The organism is Streptomyces sp. NPDC001027, assembly GCF_040299045.1.
Classification (GTDB): Bacteria; Actinomycetota; Actinomycetes; order Streptomycetales; family Streptomycetaceae; genus Streptomyces.
This window is the reverse complement of the sequence record NZ_JBEPBI010000174.1, coordinates 1-16519: the sequence shown is the minus strand read 5'-3', so window position 1 is coordinate 16519 and position 16519 is coordinate 1. Positions and strand designations below refer to the sequence as shown.

At 72.0% G+C, this 16519-nt stretch carries 18 protein-coding genes; 7 read left to right on the top strand and 11 right to left on the bottom strand.

The window, feature by feature from the left end; translation table 11 throughout:
* Positions 1 to 127 precede the first annotated feature (127 nt).
* Complete coding sequence (locus tag ABT300_RS31915) at positions 128 to 1225, top strand: magnesium and cobalt transport protein CorA (RefSeq protein WP_351683074.1); 1098 nt, start codon at positions 128 to 130, stop codon at positions 1223 to 1225.
* A gap of 103 nt (positions 1226 to 1328) precedes the next feature.
* On the opposite strand, the gene ABT300_RS31910 is transcribed toward ABT300_RS31915, so the two are convergent.
* Positions 1329 to 2099 carry a methyltransferase domain-containing protein gene (locus ABT300_RS31910; RefSeq protein ID WP_351683072.1) on the bottom strand — a complete coding sequence of 257 codons (771 nt, stop codon included), beginning with the start codon at positions 2097 to 2099 and terminating at the stop codon, positions 1329 to 1331.
* Positions 2100 to 2331: 232 nt separating this feature from the next.
* On the opposite strand from ABT300_RS31910, the gene ABT300_RS31905 reads away from it, so the two are divergent.
* Positions 2332 to 2916 (top strand): TerD family protein, encoded by a 585-nt coding sequence (locus tag ABT300_RS31905; protein ID WP_351683069.1) that lies wholly within the window; start codon positions 2332 to 2334, stop codon positions 2914 to 2916.
* A 107-nt stretch (positions 2917 to 3023) separates the two neighbouring features.
* Here the strand turns inward: ABT300_RS31905 and ABT300_RS31900 are convergent, their stop codons facing one another.
* From ABT300_RS31900 to ABT300_RS31885, 4 genes are all read right to left on the bottom strand, one after another.
* Complete coding sequence (locus ABT300_RS31900) at positions 3024 to 3230, bottom strand: hypothetical protein (RefSeq protein ID WP_351683067.1); 207 nt, start codon at positions 3228 to 3230, stop codon at positions 3024 to 3026.
* 9 nt (positions 3231 to 3239) lie between these two features.
* Positions 3240 to 3941, bottom strand: coding sequence for a response regulator (locus tag ABT300_RS31895; RefSeq protein WP_351683064.1), 702 nt, complete (start codon positions 3939 to 3941; stop codon positions 3240 to 3242).
* A 128-nt stretch (positions 3942 to 4069) separates the two neighbouring features.
* Complete coding sequence (locus ABT300_RS31890; RefSeq protein WP_351683061.1) at positions 4070 to 4534, bottom strand: Crp/Fnr family transcriptional regulator; 465 nt, start codon at positions 4532 to 4534, stop codon at positions 4070 to 4072.
* Between the two features lie 182 nt (positions 4535 to 4716).
* Complete coding sequence (locus ABT300_RS31885; protein WP_351683058.1) at positions 4717 to 6429, bottom strand: SulP family inorganic anion transporter; 1713 nt, start codon at positions 6427 to 6429, stop codon at positions 4717 to 4719.
* A gap of 160 nt (positions 6430 to 6589) precedes the next feature.
* On the opposite strand from ABT300_RS31885, the gene ABT300_RS31880 reads away from it, so the two are divergent.
* Complete coding sequence (locus ABT300_RS31880) at positions 6590 to 8308, top strand: GAF domain-containing sensor histidine kinase (RefSeq protein WP_351683055.1); 1719 nt, start codon at positions 6590 to 6592, stop codon at positions 8306 to 8308.
* Positions 8309 to 8381: 73 nt separating this feature from the next.
* Here the strand turns inward: ABT300_RS31880 and ABT300_RS31875 are convergent, their stop codons facing one another.
* Positions 8382 to 8984 carry an Rv1733c family protein gene (locus ABT300_RS31875; RefSeq protein WP_351683053.1) on the bottom strand — a complete coding sequence of 201 codons (603 nt, stop codon included), beginning with the start codon at positions 8982 to 8984 and terminating at the stop codon, positions 8382 to 8384.
* A gap of 54 nt (positions 8985 to 9038) precedes the next feature.
* Positions 9039 to 10040, bottom strand: a complete 1002-nt coding sequence (locus tag ABT300_RS31870) for an Acg family FMN-binding oxidoreductase (RefSeq protein WP_351683051.1) — start codon at positions 10038 to 10040, stop codon at positions 9039 to 9041.
* Positions 10041 to 10319: 279 nt separating this feature from the next.
* Here ABT300_RS31870 and ABT300_RS31865 point away from each other — a divergent pair, with 279 nt between their 5' ends.
* On the top strand, positions 10320 to 11552 hold the full coding sequence (locus ABT300_RS31865) for a PP2C family protein-serine/threonine phosphatase (protein WP_351683049.1): 1233 nt from the start codon (positions 10320 to 10322) through the stop codon (positions 11550 to 11552).
* Positions 11553 to 11566: 14 nt separating this feature from the next.
* Here the strand turns inward: ABT300_RS31865 and ABT300_RS31860 are convergent, their stop codons facing one another.
* On the bottom strand, positions 11567 to 11977 hold the full coding sequence (locus tag ABT300_RS31860) for a DUF7144 family membrane protein (protein WP_351683047.1): 411 nt from the start codon (positions 11975 to 11977) through the stop codon (positions 11567 to 11569).
* A 290-nt stretch (positions 11978 to 12267) separates the two neighbouring features.
* Here ABT300_RS31860 and ABT300_RS31855 point away from each other — a divergent pair, with 290 nt between their 5' ends.
* Positions 12268 to 12897 carry a potassium channel family protein gene (locus ABT300_RS31855; RefSeq protein ID WP_351683045.1) on the top strand — a complete coding sequence of 210 codons (630 nt, stop codon included), beginning with the start codon at positions 12268 to 12270 and terminating at the stop codon, positions 12895 to 12897.
* A 51-nt stretch (positions 12898 to 12948) separates the two neighbouring features.
* Here the strand turns inward: ABT300_RS31855 and ABT300_RS31850 are convergent, their stop codons facing one another.
* Both ABT300_RS31850 and ABT300_RS31845 read right to left on the bottom strand, forming a co-directional pair.
* Positions 12949 to 13974 carry a 6-phosphofructokinase gene (locus ABT300_RS31850; protein WP_351683042.1) on the bottom strand — a complete coding sequence of 342 codons (1026 nt, stop codon included), beginning with the start codon at positions 13972 to 13974 and terminating at the stop codon, positions 12949 to 12951.
* A 244-nt stretch (positions 13975 to 14218) separates the two neighbouring features.
* Positions 14219 to 14653 (bottom strand): hypothetical protein, encoded by a 435-nt coding sequence (locus tag ABT300_RS31845; RefSeq protein ID WP_351683039.1) that lies wholly within the window; start codon positions 14651 to 14653, stop codon positions 14219 to 14221.
* Positions 14654 to 14738: 85 nt separating this feature from the next.
* Between ABT300_RS31845 and ABT300_RS31840 the strand changes: the two genes are divergently transcribed.
* Together ABT300_RS31840 and ABT300_RS31835 are read left to right on the top strand one after the other, a co-directional pair.
* The gene (locus ABT300_RS31840) at positions 14739 to 15416 is read left to right on the top strand and encodes a helix-turn-helix transcriptional regulator (protein WP_452990066.1); all 678 of its coding nucleotides are present in this window, start codon (positions 14739 to 14741) and stop codon (positions 15414 to 15416) included.
* A gap of 70 nt (positions 15417 to 15486) precedes the next feature.
* Complete coding sequence (locus ABT300_RS31835; RefSeq protein ID WP_351683034.1) at positions 15487 to 15663, top strand: hypothetical protein; 177 nt, start codon at positions 15487 to 15489, stop codon at positions 15661 to 15663.
* Positions 15664 to 15742: 79 nt separating this feature from the next.
* On the opposite strand, the gene ABT300_RS31830 is transcribed toward ABT300_RS31835, so the two are convergent.
* Positions 15743 to 16456, bottom strand: a complete 714-nt coding sequence (locus ABT300_RS31830; RefSeq protein ID WP_351683031.1) for an SDR family oxidoreductase — start codon at positions 16454 to 16456, stop codon at positions 15743 to 15745.
* Positions 16457 to 16519: the final 63 nt, after the last annotated feature.

The window sequence follows — 16519 nt, the reverse complement described above, 5'->3', positions numbered from 1 at the left end:
GCGCGCCGGGCAGGCCGCCGGATCCCGCGCGCGCCCTGTCGGGACCCGGGCGTCGCGGCGGGTCCGGTTCACGTCCGGCTCATGGGTGTTTGGCACACTGGCCGGACCCCGGTGAAAGAGGTCCCGCATGTCCATGGTCGGCCACCTGCGCAAAGTCGCGAATCTGGCGCGGCGCAGCCGACGGCGCGTGGACCTCAGCCATCCGGCCCGCTCGCCGCTCGGCTCGACGGTCGTCAACTGCGTCGTCTACCGCGACGGAGTCCGCCGACCGGCAACCGACTCCGTGGAGGAGGCCGTGCGGTACGCCCGCAAGCACCGGGGCGCGTTCGTCTGGCTGGGACTGCACGAGCCGAGCGCGGAGGAGTTCGCCGGGGCCGCCGAGCTCTTCGGTCTGCATCCGCTGGCCGCCGAGGACGCCGTGCACGCCCGCCAGCGCCCCAAGGTCGAACAGTACGGCGACGTCCTGTTCGCCGTGTTCAACACCGTGACCTATGTCGAGCACACCGAACTGACCGCGACCAGCGAGGTCGTCGACACCGGGTCGATCATGGTCTTCACCGGCCCCGACTTCGTCGTCACCGTGCGCCACGGTCGGCACGGCTCCCTCGGACCCCTGCGGGAGGACCTCGAGGCGGATCCACAGCAACTGGCGAAGGGCCCCTCCGCGATCCTGCACGCCATCGCCGACCACGTCGTCGACGACTACGTCACCGTCGCGGACGCGGTGCAGGGCGACATCGAGCAGGCCGAGACCGACGTGTTCTCCCCGCTCAGCCCGCGAACCGCCGACGCCGGCCGGATCTACCAGCTCAAACGCGAACTCCTCGAGTTCAAGCGCGCCGTCGTCCCGCTCACCCGCCCCCTCGACCGGCTCGCCACCGAGCCGAGGAGCTGCGTCGACCCGGAGATACAGACGTACTTCCGCAACGTCGCCGGCCATCTGCTGCGCGTCACCGAGCAGATCGCCGCCTTCGACGCCCTGCTCGACTCCATCCTGCAGGCCCATCTGGCGCAGGTCACCGTCGCCCAGAACGAGGACATGCGCAAGATCACCGCCTGGGCCGCGATCATCGCGGTGCCCACCATGGTGTGCGGCGTGTACGGCATGAACTTCGACCACATGCCCGAACTGCGCTGGCGCTTCGGCTACCCGCTCGCCCTCGCCGTCATGGCCGCCGCCTGTGTCGTCATCCACCGTGGCTTCAAACGCAACGGCTGGCTCTAACTTGATCTTTAACCTGCGGTCTCGAACGGCGTCTCGTACTTGATCACTCGGGTTGGTGACTGGACGTATCGCCGCCCTCTGCCGCCGCACCGAACGGGAAGGGTCAGTCCGCTTTGCGGAAGACGAGCACCTCCGTGGAGGCGACGCCCAGGGGCGCCGTGAAGCTCGCCTCCAGGCTGCAGCCGAGCGACGCGAAGAGGTCCACGCACATGGTGCGGGGCAGGGCGGCCGGAAATGAGCCGTGCCCCGTCCCCCCTTCCGTCGCCCAGGTGCGCACCGTGGCCGGGTCCAGACAGGTCTCGGTCATGACGTCGAAGACGATCCGGCCGCCGGGCCGTGTGACACGTGCCATCTCGAAGAAGTAGCGGACGGCGCAGAGGAACGTCACGGTGTTGAAGACCTTGTGCGCCTGAACGAGGTCGACGCTGCCGTCGGGAGTCGGCGCGAGACTGGACCCCTCGGTCGGCCGGGCGATCACCCCGAACGTGTTCACCAGGTACTCGGCCCAGGGCGCCGCCGTCTCGTAGATCTCGTAGCGGTCCGGCGCACACTCCTTGAGCGTCTTCTCCAGGTACCGTCCGGAGCCGGGGCCGATCTCCAGCACCGTCTTCGGGCCGGCGGCGAAGACGCCGAGAGCGCGCAGTTCGTCGACGGTGGACTGGGTCGCCCCGGGCGTCCCGTTCATCACCGCGTCGATGTGGTCGCCGACCGACAGACCGGACGCCCGTGCAGCCCGCATCGTCGCCTCGAAGGGGATGAAGTCGTCGACGCCCCCCAGGTTGTCGCTGCTGCGCACGATGTCGAACCCCGTGCGGCTCAACAGCCGCCTGGCTCCGGACTTCCACGCCGACGTGCCCTTGCCTGCTGCGCTCATCAGGCATCTCCCCAGGTCGTTGCCACCTTCGGGGTCAGCATAGGATTTTCGGACTCCGAAGCGCAGCAAGACGGCGAATTAGCTCATTCGGCGAGATACCGCCCTGCGGACGCTGCCGCCCGCGGGCCGGGACGACGGATGCTCTCGTGTCCGACCGCGATGCGGGAACCGCGGAGGCACCAGGCAGACTCTGCGTGTAAGTAGTCACTTCGCGCAAAAGGATGAGCAACGGATGATCACCCTTACCAAGGAAGACGGCCCGGCCGACCTGGACGGCGTCACTCGCCTGTCCATCGGAGTCTCCTGGGACCCGACCGCCGGCAGCAGCGGCGGGGTGCTGGGCAAGCTGCGCCGCAAGACCGGCACCGACCTCGACCTGATCGCCGTCGCCATGCAGGGCGGGGATCCGGTGCGCCTCGCGGGGCTCGACTCGCTCGACCCGATGGGCAACGGCTCGCTGGTGCACAGCGGTGACAACCAGACCGGGCACGGGGACGGGGACGACGAGACGGTGACCGTCGAGTTCGCCCGGATACCGGCCAACATCACGTCGATCGTGTTCGTCGCCGCGGCCTACAAGAAGGGCAGCTCCTTCCAGAAGGCGCGCAACATCAGCTTCAAGGTCTATGACGCGACCGGCGGCAACTCCCAGCAGGTCGCCGACATCTGGCCGAGCCTGCTCACCCAGGACAACGGCTGCGCCGTGGCGAAGGCCGTGCGGGTCGGCGGCAGTTGGAAGCTCGAGGTGATCAACGTGACGGGAAAGGTCAAGCAGGGCGACGAACACGCCCTGATGCGTTTCGCCGTCAGCAAGTAGCGCGGTGCGCTCGCGTGACCGGCGAGGGCGCAGTCGCGCACTCGCCGGTCCGGTCGAGCCGTGGCGACGGATGTTCAGCGGGTGCTCGGCGGGGAGTCAGTGGAGACTCAGTTGAGCGTCCACTTCTGGTTGGCGCCGCCCGTGCAGTCCCCGCGCGGGTCCTGGTCGACGGAGAGGGCCTCGGGGTCGGTGAGGACGTCGCGGGTCTCCGTGCTCATCGTGGCCACGTTGTCGCCGGCCAGCAGCGGGGCGCCGGCGAGGATGCGGGCGGTGATGCGTCTGACCTGGAGTCGGGCAGCGGTGGCGGGGGCCATTCGCGCACGTCACCTCGCCCGGCGTTCCCCCGCGTCCGGCTGCTCCAGGTGGGAGGCGAGGACCGCGGCCTGCACCCGGCGCTGCACGCCCAGCTTGGCCAGCAGACGGGAGATGTGGTTCTTCACGGTCTTCTCGGAGAGGTAGAGCCTCGTGCCGATCTCGCGATTGGTCAGCCCCTCGCCGATCAGGGCCAGGATGTCCCGCTCACGCGGTGACAGGCTCGCCAGCTCGGACGGCACGGCGGGGGCGTCCGCCGGGTCGGCCCGCAGCGAGCGCATCAGACGGGCCGTGGTCGCGGGGTCCAGCATCGACTGGCCCGAGGCCACCGTGCGCACCGCCGACACCAGGTCGGATCCCCTGATCTGCTTCAGGACGTAACCCGACGCACCGGCCATGATCGCGTCGAGCAGGGCCTCCTCGTCGTCGAACGAGGTCAGCATCAGACAGGCCAGGTGCGGCATCCGGCTGCGCAGCTCCCGGCAGACCGAGATCCCGTCGCCGTCCGGCAGCCGCACGTCCAGGACGGCGACGTCGGGGCGCAGCGCTGGGCCGCGGGCGAGCGCGTGGTCGACGGTGCCCGCGTCGCCGATCACCGAGATGTCGGGCTCGGCCTCGAGGAGGTCGGCCAGACCGCGGCGGACGACCTCGTGGTCGTCCAGCAGAAACACCCGGATCGGGTCCTGCTCGCTGAACGTGCGCGGCTCTGGCATGGTGATCCCTCGTTTCCCGGCAAAGGACGGGCTGCGACCGGCTCCTGACTACGATCCTCACGCGCCCGGGCCGGATGCACCAGGGCCGACCGGCCCTACTCCCGCACCGGCGCCGGGACCGGCGAGGCTCAGATGAGACTGCCGGCGCCGTAAGGGGCGTACAGGTCGAGGAGGCGGGTCCGGGCCGACCGCAGACGGTGGGCGAGGACCTGGCCCACCCACTGGCCGACCTCCTGCCCCAGCGCCGGGTCGTCCCGGCACATCGACCGGACGGCGGTGGCGTCGAACTCGTAGGCCCGCACCGGCGTCATCGCCTCGGCGCCCAGCTGCCAGGCGTGCGGCCGGAACAGCCAGGACCAGCCGACCAGTTCGTTGTGGCCGAGGCTCTCGATGACGGCGGCCCGACGGCCCGGCACGTGCATGTCGAGATCGACCCTGCCGGTGCGGATGATCCAGAAGCGGTCGGCGCGCTCGCCCTCCTCGAACAGACGCGTTCCCTGGGGGACGCAGACCTCGCGTGCGAAGCGCATGAGTCGTTCGCGGTGTTCGGCGGACAGCGAGCGCACGATGTCGGGGGTGGCGGTGGCGGGCATGACGGGCCTCCCTTGCGGTGCTTCGGGGCTTGCGAGGACAGCGTGCTCCGCGCCGACGACGAGGACCATGGGCCGGGTGGTCCACTGATCGGGCCCTTCGGCGCACAAAGGCCCGCTTCGGCGTCCCGAGGGGCGACAGCGTGCGTGATCCGGGAGCGGTTCGGGGAGCGGGGCGCGGCCGCCTACGGACGGTCGAGCCATGCGCGGTAGGCGGCCACCGCCGTCGGCAGGGTCGGGAAGACGAGATCCGCGCCGACCGACTGCGCGAGGCCGTACTTCTCGAGGTCGTCCAACAGGTCCTGCTTCACCCGGGCGAGGGCGAAGACGATGCCGCGGTGGACCAGTTCGCGTCGCAGATCCTCCACCGCGTCGAGGGCGGTGATGTCGACCTCGACATTGGCCTCGGTGTTGAGGACGAACCAGCGGACCGGGGCGCTCTGCTCGTCGACGGCGGCCAGCGCGCGACGCCGGAAGTCCTCCGCGTTGGCGAAGAACAAGGGCGAGTCGTAGCGGTAGACCAGGAGGCCGGGGATGGTGCGGGCCTGCGGGTAGTCGTCGACGTCGTGCATGCCGGCCACCCCGGGGACCACACCCTCGACGGCGTCGTGCGGGCGCGCCACCCGGGTCAGCAGTTCGGCCACCGACAGGCCCACGGCCACGATCACCCCGTACAGGATGTCCAGCGCGAGGACCCCGGCGAGGCACCCGAGCGCCAGCAGCAGCTCCCTGCGGCGGAAGGACGCCAGCCGGCGGAAGCCCGCGAGGTCGATCATGCGGACTGCCGCGTAGACGACGAGCGCGCCCAGCACGGCGGAGGGCGTGCGCGTCAGCAGCGGACTGAGGAAGAGCAGCACGGCGAGCACCACCGCTCCGGCCGCCAGCGAGTACACCTGGCTGCGAGCGCCCCCCGTGGAGGCGAGCGCGGTGCGGCTGGCGCTGCTGCTCACCGGGAACCCGTGCAGCATCCCCGCGCCCAGGTTCGCCGCGCCGAGGGCGAGGAACTCCTGGTCGGCATCGAGCCCGGGGGTGTCGGCGTCGCGGTCGGCGAAGGCCCGCGCGGTGAGGATGAAGTCGGTGTAGGCGACCAGAAGCACGCCGAGCGCGGGCAGGACGAGATGCGGCAGCTCGCTCAGGTCCGGGACGGCGAGGCCCGGCAGACCGGACGGCACCTCGCCGATCACCTTCAGCCCGTACCGTCCGTCGAGGTCGAGAAGCACGACGGCGGCCGTGCCGAGGACGAAGGCGACGAGCGGGCCGGGCACGGCGGGCGCGAACCGGGCCGTCAGGAAGAGGAACGTGAGGACGACGGCGGAGAAGACGACGGTCGCCGGGTCGGCGTCGGACAGGTGGACGAAGAAGGACCACAGCTGGGGGAAGAACTCGGCGCCGCTCGTCCGCACCCCGGTCAGCTTGGGCAGCTGATCGACCGTCATGATCAGCGCCACGCCCGCCAGGTACCCGATCAGGACCGGGCGGGACAGCAGGTCCGCGAGGAAGCCCAGCCGCACCGCCCGGGCCACCAGGCAGAGCAGCCCGACCGTGACCGCGAGGGCCGCTGCCAGGGAGGCGTAACGCGCGGCGTCGCCCGCGGCGAGGGGCCCGATCACGGCCGCCGTCATCAGGGCCGTCGTGGACTCCGGACCGACCGACAGCAGCCGTGAGGTTCCGAAGAGCGCGTACAGCGCGAGCGCCGGCAGGATCGCCCACAGACCCGCCACCGGAGGCAGCCCGGCCACGCCCGCGTAGGCCATGACCTGCGGCACCAGATACGCGGCCACCGTCACCCCGGCGAGCAGATCGCCCGTCAGCCACGCTCGCCGGTAGCCGAGGAGCGCGGCCGGACCGGGCACCAGACGACGCCACCCCGCAAGGCCTCCGGCCGACCCCTTCGACATCTGCTGCCCTCCGCCGTCTTCCCGCGTGATCCACGCGGGACCAGGGTAGGTCGCGCCGGGCGGCGCACCGGTCCGCTACCGCGCGCTGCGGCGGCGCACTAACGTGACACATGATCGGACCCGTGTGCGTCCGAGCGTCGAGGGGAGTGGAGGAGCACGCGTGGGAAGCCCGGAGGAGGCCCGCGTACGGCTGCCTCAGCTGCGACTGGACGAGCTGCTGGAAGAGTTGCAGGCGCGGCTGGACGCTGCCCGCGGCACCCGCGACCGCGTGCACAGCCTGCTGGAGGCCGTACTGGCCGTCGGCCGCGAGCTGGACCTCGAACAGGCCCTGCGCAGCATCGTCGAGGCGGCCGCGGTGCTCGTGGACGCCGAATACGCGGCGCTCGGCGTGATCGGTCCGGACGGAAAGCGGCTGTCGGCGTTCCACACGGTCGGGGTCAGCGTGGAGCAGATCGCCGAGATCGGGCCGTACCCGCAGGGCCACGGCATCCTGGGCGAGCTGATCAGGCGCCCGGAGCCGCTGCGCCTGGCGAAGATCTCCGATCACCCCGCCTCGTACGGCTTCCCGGCCCACCACCCGCCGATGAACACCTTCCTCGGCGTCCCGATCCGGGTGCGCGATCAGGTCTTCGGAAACCTGTACCTGACCGAGAAGCGGGGCGGCGCGCTTTTCGACGAGGACGACGTCTCGGTCACGCTCACCCTGGCCGTGGCGGCCGGGGTGGCGATCGACAACGCCCGCCTGTACGCCGAGTCCCGGCAGCGCGAGCGCTGGCTGCGAGCGAACGCGGAGATCACCCACAGCCTCATGTCCGGCGGTGCGCGCACCGACGTCCTCGGGCTGATCGCCGAGCGGGCCGGCGAGCTCACCCGGTCGGCTCTGGCCGCGGTCGCGTCGCCGATGGAGGACACCGGTGCGCTCGCCGTGGAGGTCGCCGTCGGCACGGACGCCGAGGCGCACCGGGGCCTCGTGCTGCCCATGGACAGGAGCCTGATGGGACTGGCCTTCGCCGGCGCGGCCCCGGTCACCAGCGCCGACGTCGGCAACGACGAACGCATCTCCCTCGAGCCGCCCCGGTTCGAGGGGCTCGGTCCCGCCGTGGCCGTGCCCATCGGCACGGGCGAGACGGGCGCACGGGGTGTGGTGCTGCTGGCGCGGGAGGCCGGCGGGCCGCCGTTCTCGGCCGCGGAGACCGAGACGCTGCAGGCGTTCGCCGCACAGGCCGCCATCGCCATGGAGCTGGCCGAACGCCGTGCGGACGCCGAGCAGATCGCCGTGCTGGAGGACCGCGACCGCATCGCCCGCGACCTGCACGACCTGGCGATCCAGCGGCTGTTCGCGACCGGCATGACCCTTCAGAGCGCGGGCCGCCTCATCGAGCACGAAGGCGCCTTCGAACGCGTGACGCGCGCGGTGGACGACCTCGACCAGACCATCAAGATCATCAGATCGACGATCTTCGGGCTGCGCACCCGTGACGGCGCCGGGGAGACAGGTCTGCGGGCCCGCGCCGTACGGGTCGTGGGGGAGGCGGCGCCGGTCCTGGGCTTCGCCCCGGGTGTGCGGATGGAGGGGCTGCTGGACACCGACGTTCCGCGGGAGACCGCCGACCACGTGGTGGCCGTGCTCTCCGAAGCCCTGACCAACGTCGCCCGACACGCCCGCGCGAGCCGTGCCGACGTGGTCCTGGCCACGGACGGCCGGGAGGTACGGCTGACGGTCGCCGACGACGGCGTGGGCATGCCCGCAGACGGCCGCCGCAGCGGACTGCGCAACATGGCGGAGCGGGCCGGGCAACTGGGCGGCCGGCTGGAGCTCGGCAGTCCGCAGGGCGGCGGAACCACCCTGACCTGGCGGGCGCCGCTGCGGAAGCCGTAGGGCGCGCCCGGCTGACGTCCTGACCGGCGCGGCGCGGCGCCGCCGACGGCGGCGCGTGTCGTCATCGGCGTCGTCATCGCCGGAACCGTGCGGACCAACGGGGTTCGACCAGGTCCCACTCGGCGTCCCACTGCGCATACCTTCTGCGGTCCAGGAGCCGGCGCACCCCCGCATGGGCCGCGTGGATCCCGACGGCCACGCCGAACGCCGTCATCCCGCCGATCAGCCACCCGCCGGTGGCCGCGTTCAGCGTGGTCGTCGGCGCGGTGGTGACCGTTCCGTTCCGGTCGACCCATACACGCACGGCGGCGCCCGCGGGCGTACCAGTCCTCACCAGGGCCGATCCGGTGCGTGCGGCGCCGTCGGCGTCGGTCCAGCGGACCTGCGCCGGCCGCTTCGCCCAGTCGCCGCCGTTGACGGCCGACGTCAGCCGGGCGGTGACCTGATGCCGTTCCGCCGACTGGACCCGTACGGTGCGCATCGACGCCTCGTACGACGTCAGACCCGCGGCGACCGAGGCCGTCGGCAGCCCGACGAAGAGGACGACCACCAGGACGCGCCGGAACCAGTGCTCGAACCGGTCGGACGTGCGTCTCAGCGGGTTCGCGCCCTTGGGGGCGTCGCCGCCGTGCCCCGACGGCGGACCGGATGCGTCCGGCGAATCCTGTGCGTCCATGAGTCGGCCTCCAGCCGCTTGCAGGGAGCGCCCCGAGGGTGTCCTTCACCTCCGTCAGACGATCTCGAGGACGTCGGCCACGGGACGGCGCGGCGTACCGGGGCCCGCGGGGCCGTATCCGAGCCGGAGCACCATCTGGACGAATCCCATCGCCGACCGCGGATCGCGCACGGTCCATCGCAGTTCGGGCCATTCGAGGGCCTGCGAGGTGAGGGACGTGGCGAGCCCGTCCAGGGTGGCCCGGAGCAGGACGCGTTCCATCGCCTGGCCCGCCCGGAGCCAGTCCCGGGGCCCGTCGTGCGCGGTGCCCAGGACGGCGAGCTGGGGCGCGTCCTCGAACGCGGCCCGCGCACGGCCGGGAACCACGCCTCTGCCGGCGAAGTCACGCACGGGCGCGCTCCCGTACAGCCTGCGCGGGCCGAACGCGTAGTCCGGCACCCCGTCGGTCGCCGCTTCCACCGCCTCCCGACCCACTCGGGTCCAGCGCCTCAGCTCCTCGGACGCGGCGGGGTCCGTCGCGTCGCGCCCTTCGGCGTCGCGCACCAGGTCCAGCAGCGTGTGCACATGCCAGGCGTCGGGGAAGAGCAGCCGCACTCCCTCCAGGAGCGCGGCGGCGCTCAGGGCGTCCTTGACGGCCTGCGGTATCGCCTCGTCCGTGAAGGGCTGACGGCTGGTGTGCCGACGGCGGATCGCCGGATGCAGCGGGGCGAGATCCTCCGCGGCGCCCGGCGCCGCGAGCGCCGGGCCGGTGAGCCGCACCACGGCGAGCAGGCGCGGGTCCGCGGGATCGGGCAGCAGCTCGGTGGACGTCGACCAGCCCGCGTGGGCGACGGCGGTGCGCAGGTTGAACAGGGCGGCGGCGCACCCCAGGTGCAGACCGCGCGTGGTGGGGTCGGCCTGCGGCATGGCCCGCTCGAGATCCGCGTGCACCTCGAACGCATTGTCCGCGCGCAGGAACCGGAATCTCCAGGGCTGGGCGTTGTGCATGGACGGGGCCGCCGCGGCCGCCTCGACCAGCGCTGCCACGGTCGACGTCTCGAGTGCGCTCACGGACATCGGACCTGCCTCCCTCCGCGTGGGGCGGTGCCGACTCCCTCGGGAAGCGGGTCTGACGACCGGGTTTCCCGATGTGCCGCTTTCACTGTCGTCCACGGACGTCCGTCCGTCCTGGGCCGAAGGTCCCGGACCGGTGGGACATCGGTCCCTGACGCGGTCGTCGCGGTGAGGCCGCGCAGGTGACGGCCATGGGCCGGAAGGGGCAGTGCCCGGGCCCGGTGGCGCTTTCCCTCCTATCGTGAGCAGCACAGCGACGGGCGGCACCGAGGCGGGCAGCACATGAGGGAACCGCGGATCGACTACGCGGCAGTGTTCCGGGCCCTGCCCGGCATGGTGGCCCTGCTCACCCCCGACCTCGTGTACGCCGACGCCAACGAGGACTTCCTCCGGCTGGCCGGCCGCACCCGCGAGCAGCTGCTGGGCCGCTACATGTTCGACGTCTTCCCCGAGAACCCCAACGACGCGGCGGCGGCCGGCATGCGGGAGACCCAGGCGTCGATGATGCGGGTGGTGGCCACCGCGGAGCGCGACACCATGGCGTTGCTGCGCTACGACATCGAGGACCGCGCGCGGCCGGGCCACTGGGTGGAGCACTTCTGGAGCCCGGTGAACGCCCCCGTCCTCGGCCCGGACGGGGACGTGGTGCTGATCGTGCACCGGGTGGAGGAGGTCACCGAGCTCATCCGGGCCCGCGGAGGCGCCGGCAGCGACAGCGGCCGGGCCCGTGTGCTCGAGGCCGAGCTGTACACCCGCGCCCGTGAGCTGCAGGACGTGAACGAACGTCTGCGCCGCGCCCACGCGCACGATCGCGAGGTCGCCCTGGCCCTGCAGGCGGCGATGCTGCCCGCCCCGACGCCGGTCGGGCACCACAGGGCAGCCGTCCGCTACCGGCCCGCCGTCGGCACCCTCAACGTGTGCGGCGACTGGTACGACCTGGTCGACCTGCCCGGTGACCGCATCGCGGTCGCCGTCGGCGACGTCGTCGGCCACGGTCTGCAGGCGGCGGGCGTCATGGGACAGCTGCGCAGCGCGCTCAGCGCGGCCGCCCGGGTCGCCGACGGTCCGGCCCGGGCCCTGGAGGCCCTCGGCCTGTACGCCCGTCATGTCGACGGCGCCGAGTCGAGCACCGTGGTGAAGACCTTCATCGACTGGGCCACCCACACCCTCACGTACAGCAGCGCCGGCCACCCGCCGCCCGTCCTGCTCGACCCGGGCGGCGCCGTGACCTTTCTCGACCAGGCGACCGACCCGCCGCTCGGCGCGCGTCCCGAGCACGTCCCGCGGCCCGAGGCCAGTACGGCCTTCGCCGAGGGCGCCACCCTGGTCCTGTACACCGACGGCCTGATCGAGCGTCGCCATGAGGACATCGACGTCGGCCTGGCCCGGCTGGCCGACTCCGTCGTCCGCCACGGGCGGTCCGACCCCGAGGCGCTGGCCGATGCCCTCCTGGCCGACCTGCTGCCCTCCACCGGCGCCACCGACGACACCGCGCTGGTGGTCCTGCGCCTGTGACCCGTGCCCCTTCCTCAGTCCTCCCGCCGCACGACGCACAGGGCCCAGATCACGAAGGCGTACAGCGCGATCAGGGTGAGCGACCAGACGGGGTAGTACGGGATCGACAGGAAGTTCGCGATGAGCAGCAGCCCCGCGATGCCGACCGCGACGACCCGTGCCCACGTGGACCGCGAGAAGAGGCCGACGCTCACGGCCATGGCGATGACTCCGAGGACCAGCTGGATCCAGCCCCAGCTCGTCAGGTCGAACTTGAAGACGTAGTTCGGGGTGGAGACGAACACGTCGTCGTCGGCGATGGCCATGATGCCCCGGAAGAGATCGAGGACACCGGCGATGAACAGCATGACGGCGGCGAACGTCACCAGCCCGCCGGCCCCCGCATGGGCCGATGCCGAGCGGTGATGAGACGTGGTCGTGCTCATGGTGGATTCCTCGCTTCCTCGGTGAGACGCAACGCCGAGCGCTGCATCTCCGAGCCTGCGGGCGTCCGGGCGGCAGGTGATCACCCGCCGCGGGTGAAGTCGGCGGACCGCGTCGGCCCGCCGGACACGCGGATCACCCTCTGCGGGCGATGCCGCCGCAGGCCGGGAGAGGTCCACTTGACCCCTGCCGCGACGACGTCACCCGACGTCACCGACGACGGGTTCCGGCGGGCAGACGTGGGAGACGCCCGGCTGTGCGCCGGACGGTCCTTCGAGCCGAGGACCAGGACATGACCCGACCGGATCCTTCCCCCGACAGCCGTCCGGCGGGCCTCGCCGCGCGGGGGTCCGGGTCGGTGCGCCGCCAGGCGGTGCGCGCGGGTCTGCGGACGGTCACGACCGCGACCGGACTCGTCGTGGGGTACTACCTGCTGCCCATGGACGCGGAGTTCTCGGGTGGCTCGGCCGTCGGCGTCGTCGTGGGGCTGATGGGCATGCTGGCGCTCTTCGCGTGGCAGATCAACACGATCGCCCGTTCGCCTTCCCCCCGGCTGCGGGCCGTAGAGGCCCTCTCCACCACTGTTCCGCTCTTCCTGCTGCTCTTCTCGGCGGCCTACTACCTGCTCGAGCGCAGCACGTCGGGCAGCTTCACCGAGCCCCTCACGAGGACCGACTCGCTGTACTTCACCCTCACCGTGTTCAGCACGGTCGGCTTCGGCGACATCACCGCCGTCACGCAGACGGCGCGCGTCCTCACGATGGTGCAGATGGTGGGGAACATCCTGCTGGTCGGAGTGGCCGCCAAGGTGGTGGCCGGCGCCGTGCGGACCGGTCTGCACCGCAAGGAGATGGGGGCGAAGGGGGAGGAGGCCAAGGGGGACGGGGCGGACCGGGGCGGGGACGGGGCGGGCGGTGTGTGACCGGTGCGACCGCTCCGGCGTCGCCGCCCGGTGCTGCGACGTGTGGCCCTGTCAGCCGAAGAACACCTCGAACTCCTCGTACAGCGACGGGTCGACGCGCTTGGTCCTCGCCGTGACCTCGGCGAGGGGGACGCGGACGATCCGGGTGCCCTGCACGGCGACCATGACGCCGAAGTCGCCGTCCTTGACGGCGTCGATGGCGTGCAGCCCGAAACGGGTGGCCAGCCAGCGGTCGAAGGCGCTCGGGGTGCCGCCGCGCTGAACGTGCCCCAGCACCGTGGTGCGGGCGTCCTTGCCGGTGCGCTCCGAGATCTCCCGAGCCAGCCACTCCCCGACGCCGGACAGCCGCACATGGCCGAACTCGTCCCGCGACCGGTCCTTGAGGATCACCTGCCCCTCCTTCGGGGCGGCCCCTTCGGCGACCACGACGATCGGCGCGTAGTTGATCCTGAACCTGCTTTTCACCTGCTCACAGACCTGATCGACGTCGAAGGGCCGCTCCGGGACGAGGATCACGTTGCCGCCGCCCGCGATGCCGGCGTGCAGGGCGATCCACCCGGAGTGCCGCCCCATGACCTCCACCACCAGGGCGCGCATATGGGACTCGGCGGTGGTGTGCAGTCGGTCGATGGCCTCGGTCGCGATGCCGACCGCGGTGTCGAAGCCGAAGGTGTAGTCGGTGCCGAAGACGTCGTTGTCGATGGTCTTGGGCACGCCGACCAGGGGGATTCCCTGACGGCTCAGCTCGGCGGCCACGCCGAGCGTGTCCTCGCCGCCGATCACGACGAGCGCGTCCACGTCGTGCGCGGCAAGGGTGTCCTGGACGCGTCGCAGCCCGTCCTCGTGGGTGAGGGGGTTGGTGCGCGAGGAGCCGAGGATGGTTCCGCCGCGGGGGAGGATGCCCCGCACCCTGGCGACGTCCAGCGGCAGGACGACGTCCTGGAGCAGGCCGCGCCAGCCGTCCCGCGATCCGACGAAGTCGAAGCCGTATGCGTCGACGCCCTTGCGGACGACGCTGCGGATCACGGCGTTCAGCCCGGGGCAGTCGCCGCCGCCGGTCAGCACTGCGACCCTCATGGGCTTTCTCCCATCCGCTGGACGCCCGCGCGGCGGCGGCCTCCGCGGCGACCAGCACCGCTGCCGGGAACACGGGAGCACCGGAACACGGAACATGGGCCGCCTGCTTCAAGCGTCCCCCCGTTCGCCCCGCAGCGGCCACCCGGCGGCCCCCGGCGGACGCCGGGCCAGCCGGAGGCGCGCCGCGACGGGCGGCTCCCGGAAGGTCCGTCCGTCGTAGGCAGCCGGCGCGGCCGGCTGCGGTTCACTGCCGCCGCGCGCCGTGGTACCGCTCGGCGAGACGGGCGAGGGCGACGGCCGCGAGGAGGAGGCCGAAGTCGCGCAGCGCGATGTCGTAGTAGTCGGGGATGGTCAAGAGGTCGACGATGATGCCGCCGAGCCAGGCGGCGACCAGCCAGGCTCCGAAGCGGGGGGCGAAGGCCACGGCGATGCCTGCCACGATCTCGATCGCGCCCACGGCGTACATCGCCGACTGCGCGCTCCCGGGGACGAGGCCGTCGATCCACGGCGCGAGGTAGGCGGGCCAGTCCACGAGCCGGTCGGCGAACTTGTCCAGCCCGAACACGATCGGCGCCACCGTGAAGGCGGTGCGCAGGATCACGAACGCCTGATAGCCCGGATCGGCGAGCAGGCCGCGCCGTGCGGTGGCGGGCGTGGTGCTTGTGGTGGCGGAGGACATGACGACCACTCCTTCTATAGACAACTCTCATTGCTTATAGAAGCTCGGAACTTTTCTTTAGTCAATGGCTGTGGGTTTTACACTGGTGTTCGTGAGCGACCCGAAGGAAGTACGCGACGCCGACGTCTCCGCCATCGCCGCCCTGGACGAGCCGACCCGCCGAAGGCTGTACGACCACGTGGTGCGCCAGCCGGGCCCTGTCGGCCGGGACGAGGCGGCGGCCGCGCTGGGTCTGGCTCGCCAGACGGCGGCGTTCCACCTCGACCGCCTCGCCGACGAGTCCCTCCTCGACGTGGTCTACGAACGGCGCAGCGGGCGGGCGGGGCCGGGTGCGGGCCGGCCCGCCAAGCTGTACCGGCGTTCTGCGAAACAGATCGCGGTCAGCCTGCCGGACCGGCGTTACGAGCTCGCCGGGCGACTGCTCGCCCAGGCCGTGGAGGAGTCGGCCGCGACCGGTGAGCCGGTGCAGCAGGCGCTGCAGCGCAAGGCCGAGGAGCTCGGCACGCACCTCGGAGAGCCGGACGGCGCGGCCCTGTTCGACGTCCTGGAGCGGTACGGATTCGAGCCCGACCGTGAGGAGGGCGCCATCGTCCTGGGCAACTGTCCCTTCCATGCCCTGGCCCGTGACCACACGCAAACGGTCTGCGGCATGAACCTGCATCTGCTGTGCGGTGTCCTGCGCGGACTGGGGGAGCGCGGGTACGAGGCCCGTCTCGCGCCCAGCCCGGGTCGCTGCTGTGTCCGCCTGGACCCCGTCGCCTGAACGCTCCGGGAAGCGCCGGGCGAAACGCCGTGGCGAAACGCTGCGGGGGAGGGCCGTCGTCCTGGCCGCCATGGCGGCGGCCTGTGGGCTGGAGGAGCCCGCGCCGGCCTGGTGGGTCGACTTCCGGGTGATCGACGAGGGCGGTCGGGGCTCGTCCGGGGGCGTGCTGTCGATCCTGCCGCTGCTGGAGAGCGGGGTGTTCACCGACGGGCGGGTGAAGGCGGTGCGGGCCGCGTCGGGCGTCTGACGACCGGCCGTGCGCGCCCCGGACGACCGCCGCCGTGAAACCGCGCCCGGGACGGTCGCGGCGGGCCGTCCCGGGGCGGTCACGCCGCGGCCTGTGCCGCCAGCTGGGGGTACAGGGCTGCAAGGTCGCCGGCGAGGCCTGCTTTGACCTGCCGGGAGATGTCGTCGGCGAGGACCTCGTGCGCGTCCGTCTCGATGCCGTCGAGGGCGAGTGCGGCGACGGCCCGGGGGTCGGACTTGGGTGCGTCGACGCCGGACGCGAGATCGGTGTCGACATAGCCCACGTGCAGTCCGGTGACGTTGATCCCGCGCGACCGCAGTTCCAGGCGCAGGGAGTTGGTCTGTGACCACAGGGCCGCCTTGGAGGCGCTGTAGGAGCCGCCGAGCGCGATCCAGGAGAGCACGGAGTGCACGTTGAGGAGGTGTCCGCCGCCGTTGCGCTCGATCACCGGCGTCAAGGCCCGGGTCAGCAGGAGCGGGCCGTAGAAGTTGGTCTCGAACTCCCGGCGCACGTCCTCGACCGGGGAGTCGAGGAAGGACGCGCCGACCGAGGCGCCCGCGTTGTTGATCAGCACGGTGATGTCCTGCGCCTGTGCGGCGGCGGCCGCCACGGAGGCCGGGTCGGTGACTTCCAGTGCCACGGGTACGGCGTCGGGGTGCGTCACACCGCGCGGATCGCGGGCCGTGGCGTAGACCTTGCCGGCCCCGCGCGCGTAGAGCTCCTCCACCAGGGCCTTGCCGATGCCCCGGCTGCCACCGGTGACGAGGATGTTCGCGCCCTTCAGAGCGGTCATGACTGCCTCCGCAGAATGAGAAACCGATCGGTTTCCCTCAAGGTAAACCGATCGGTTTCTCGA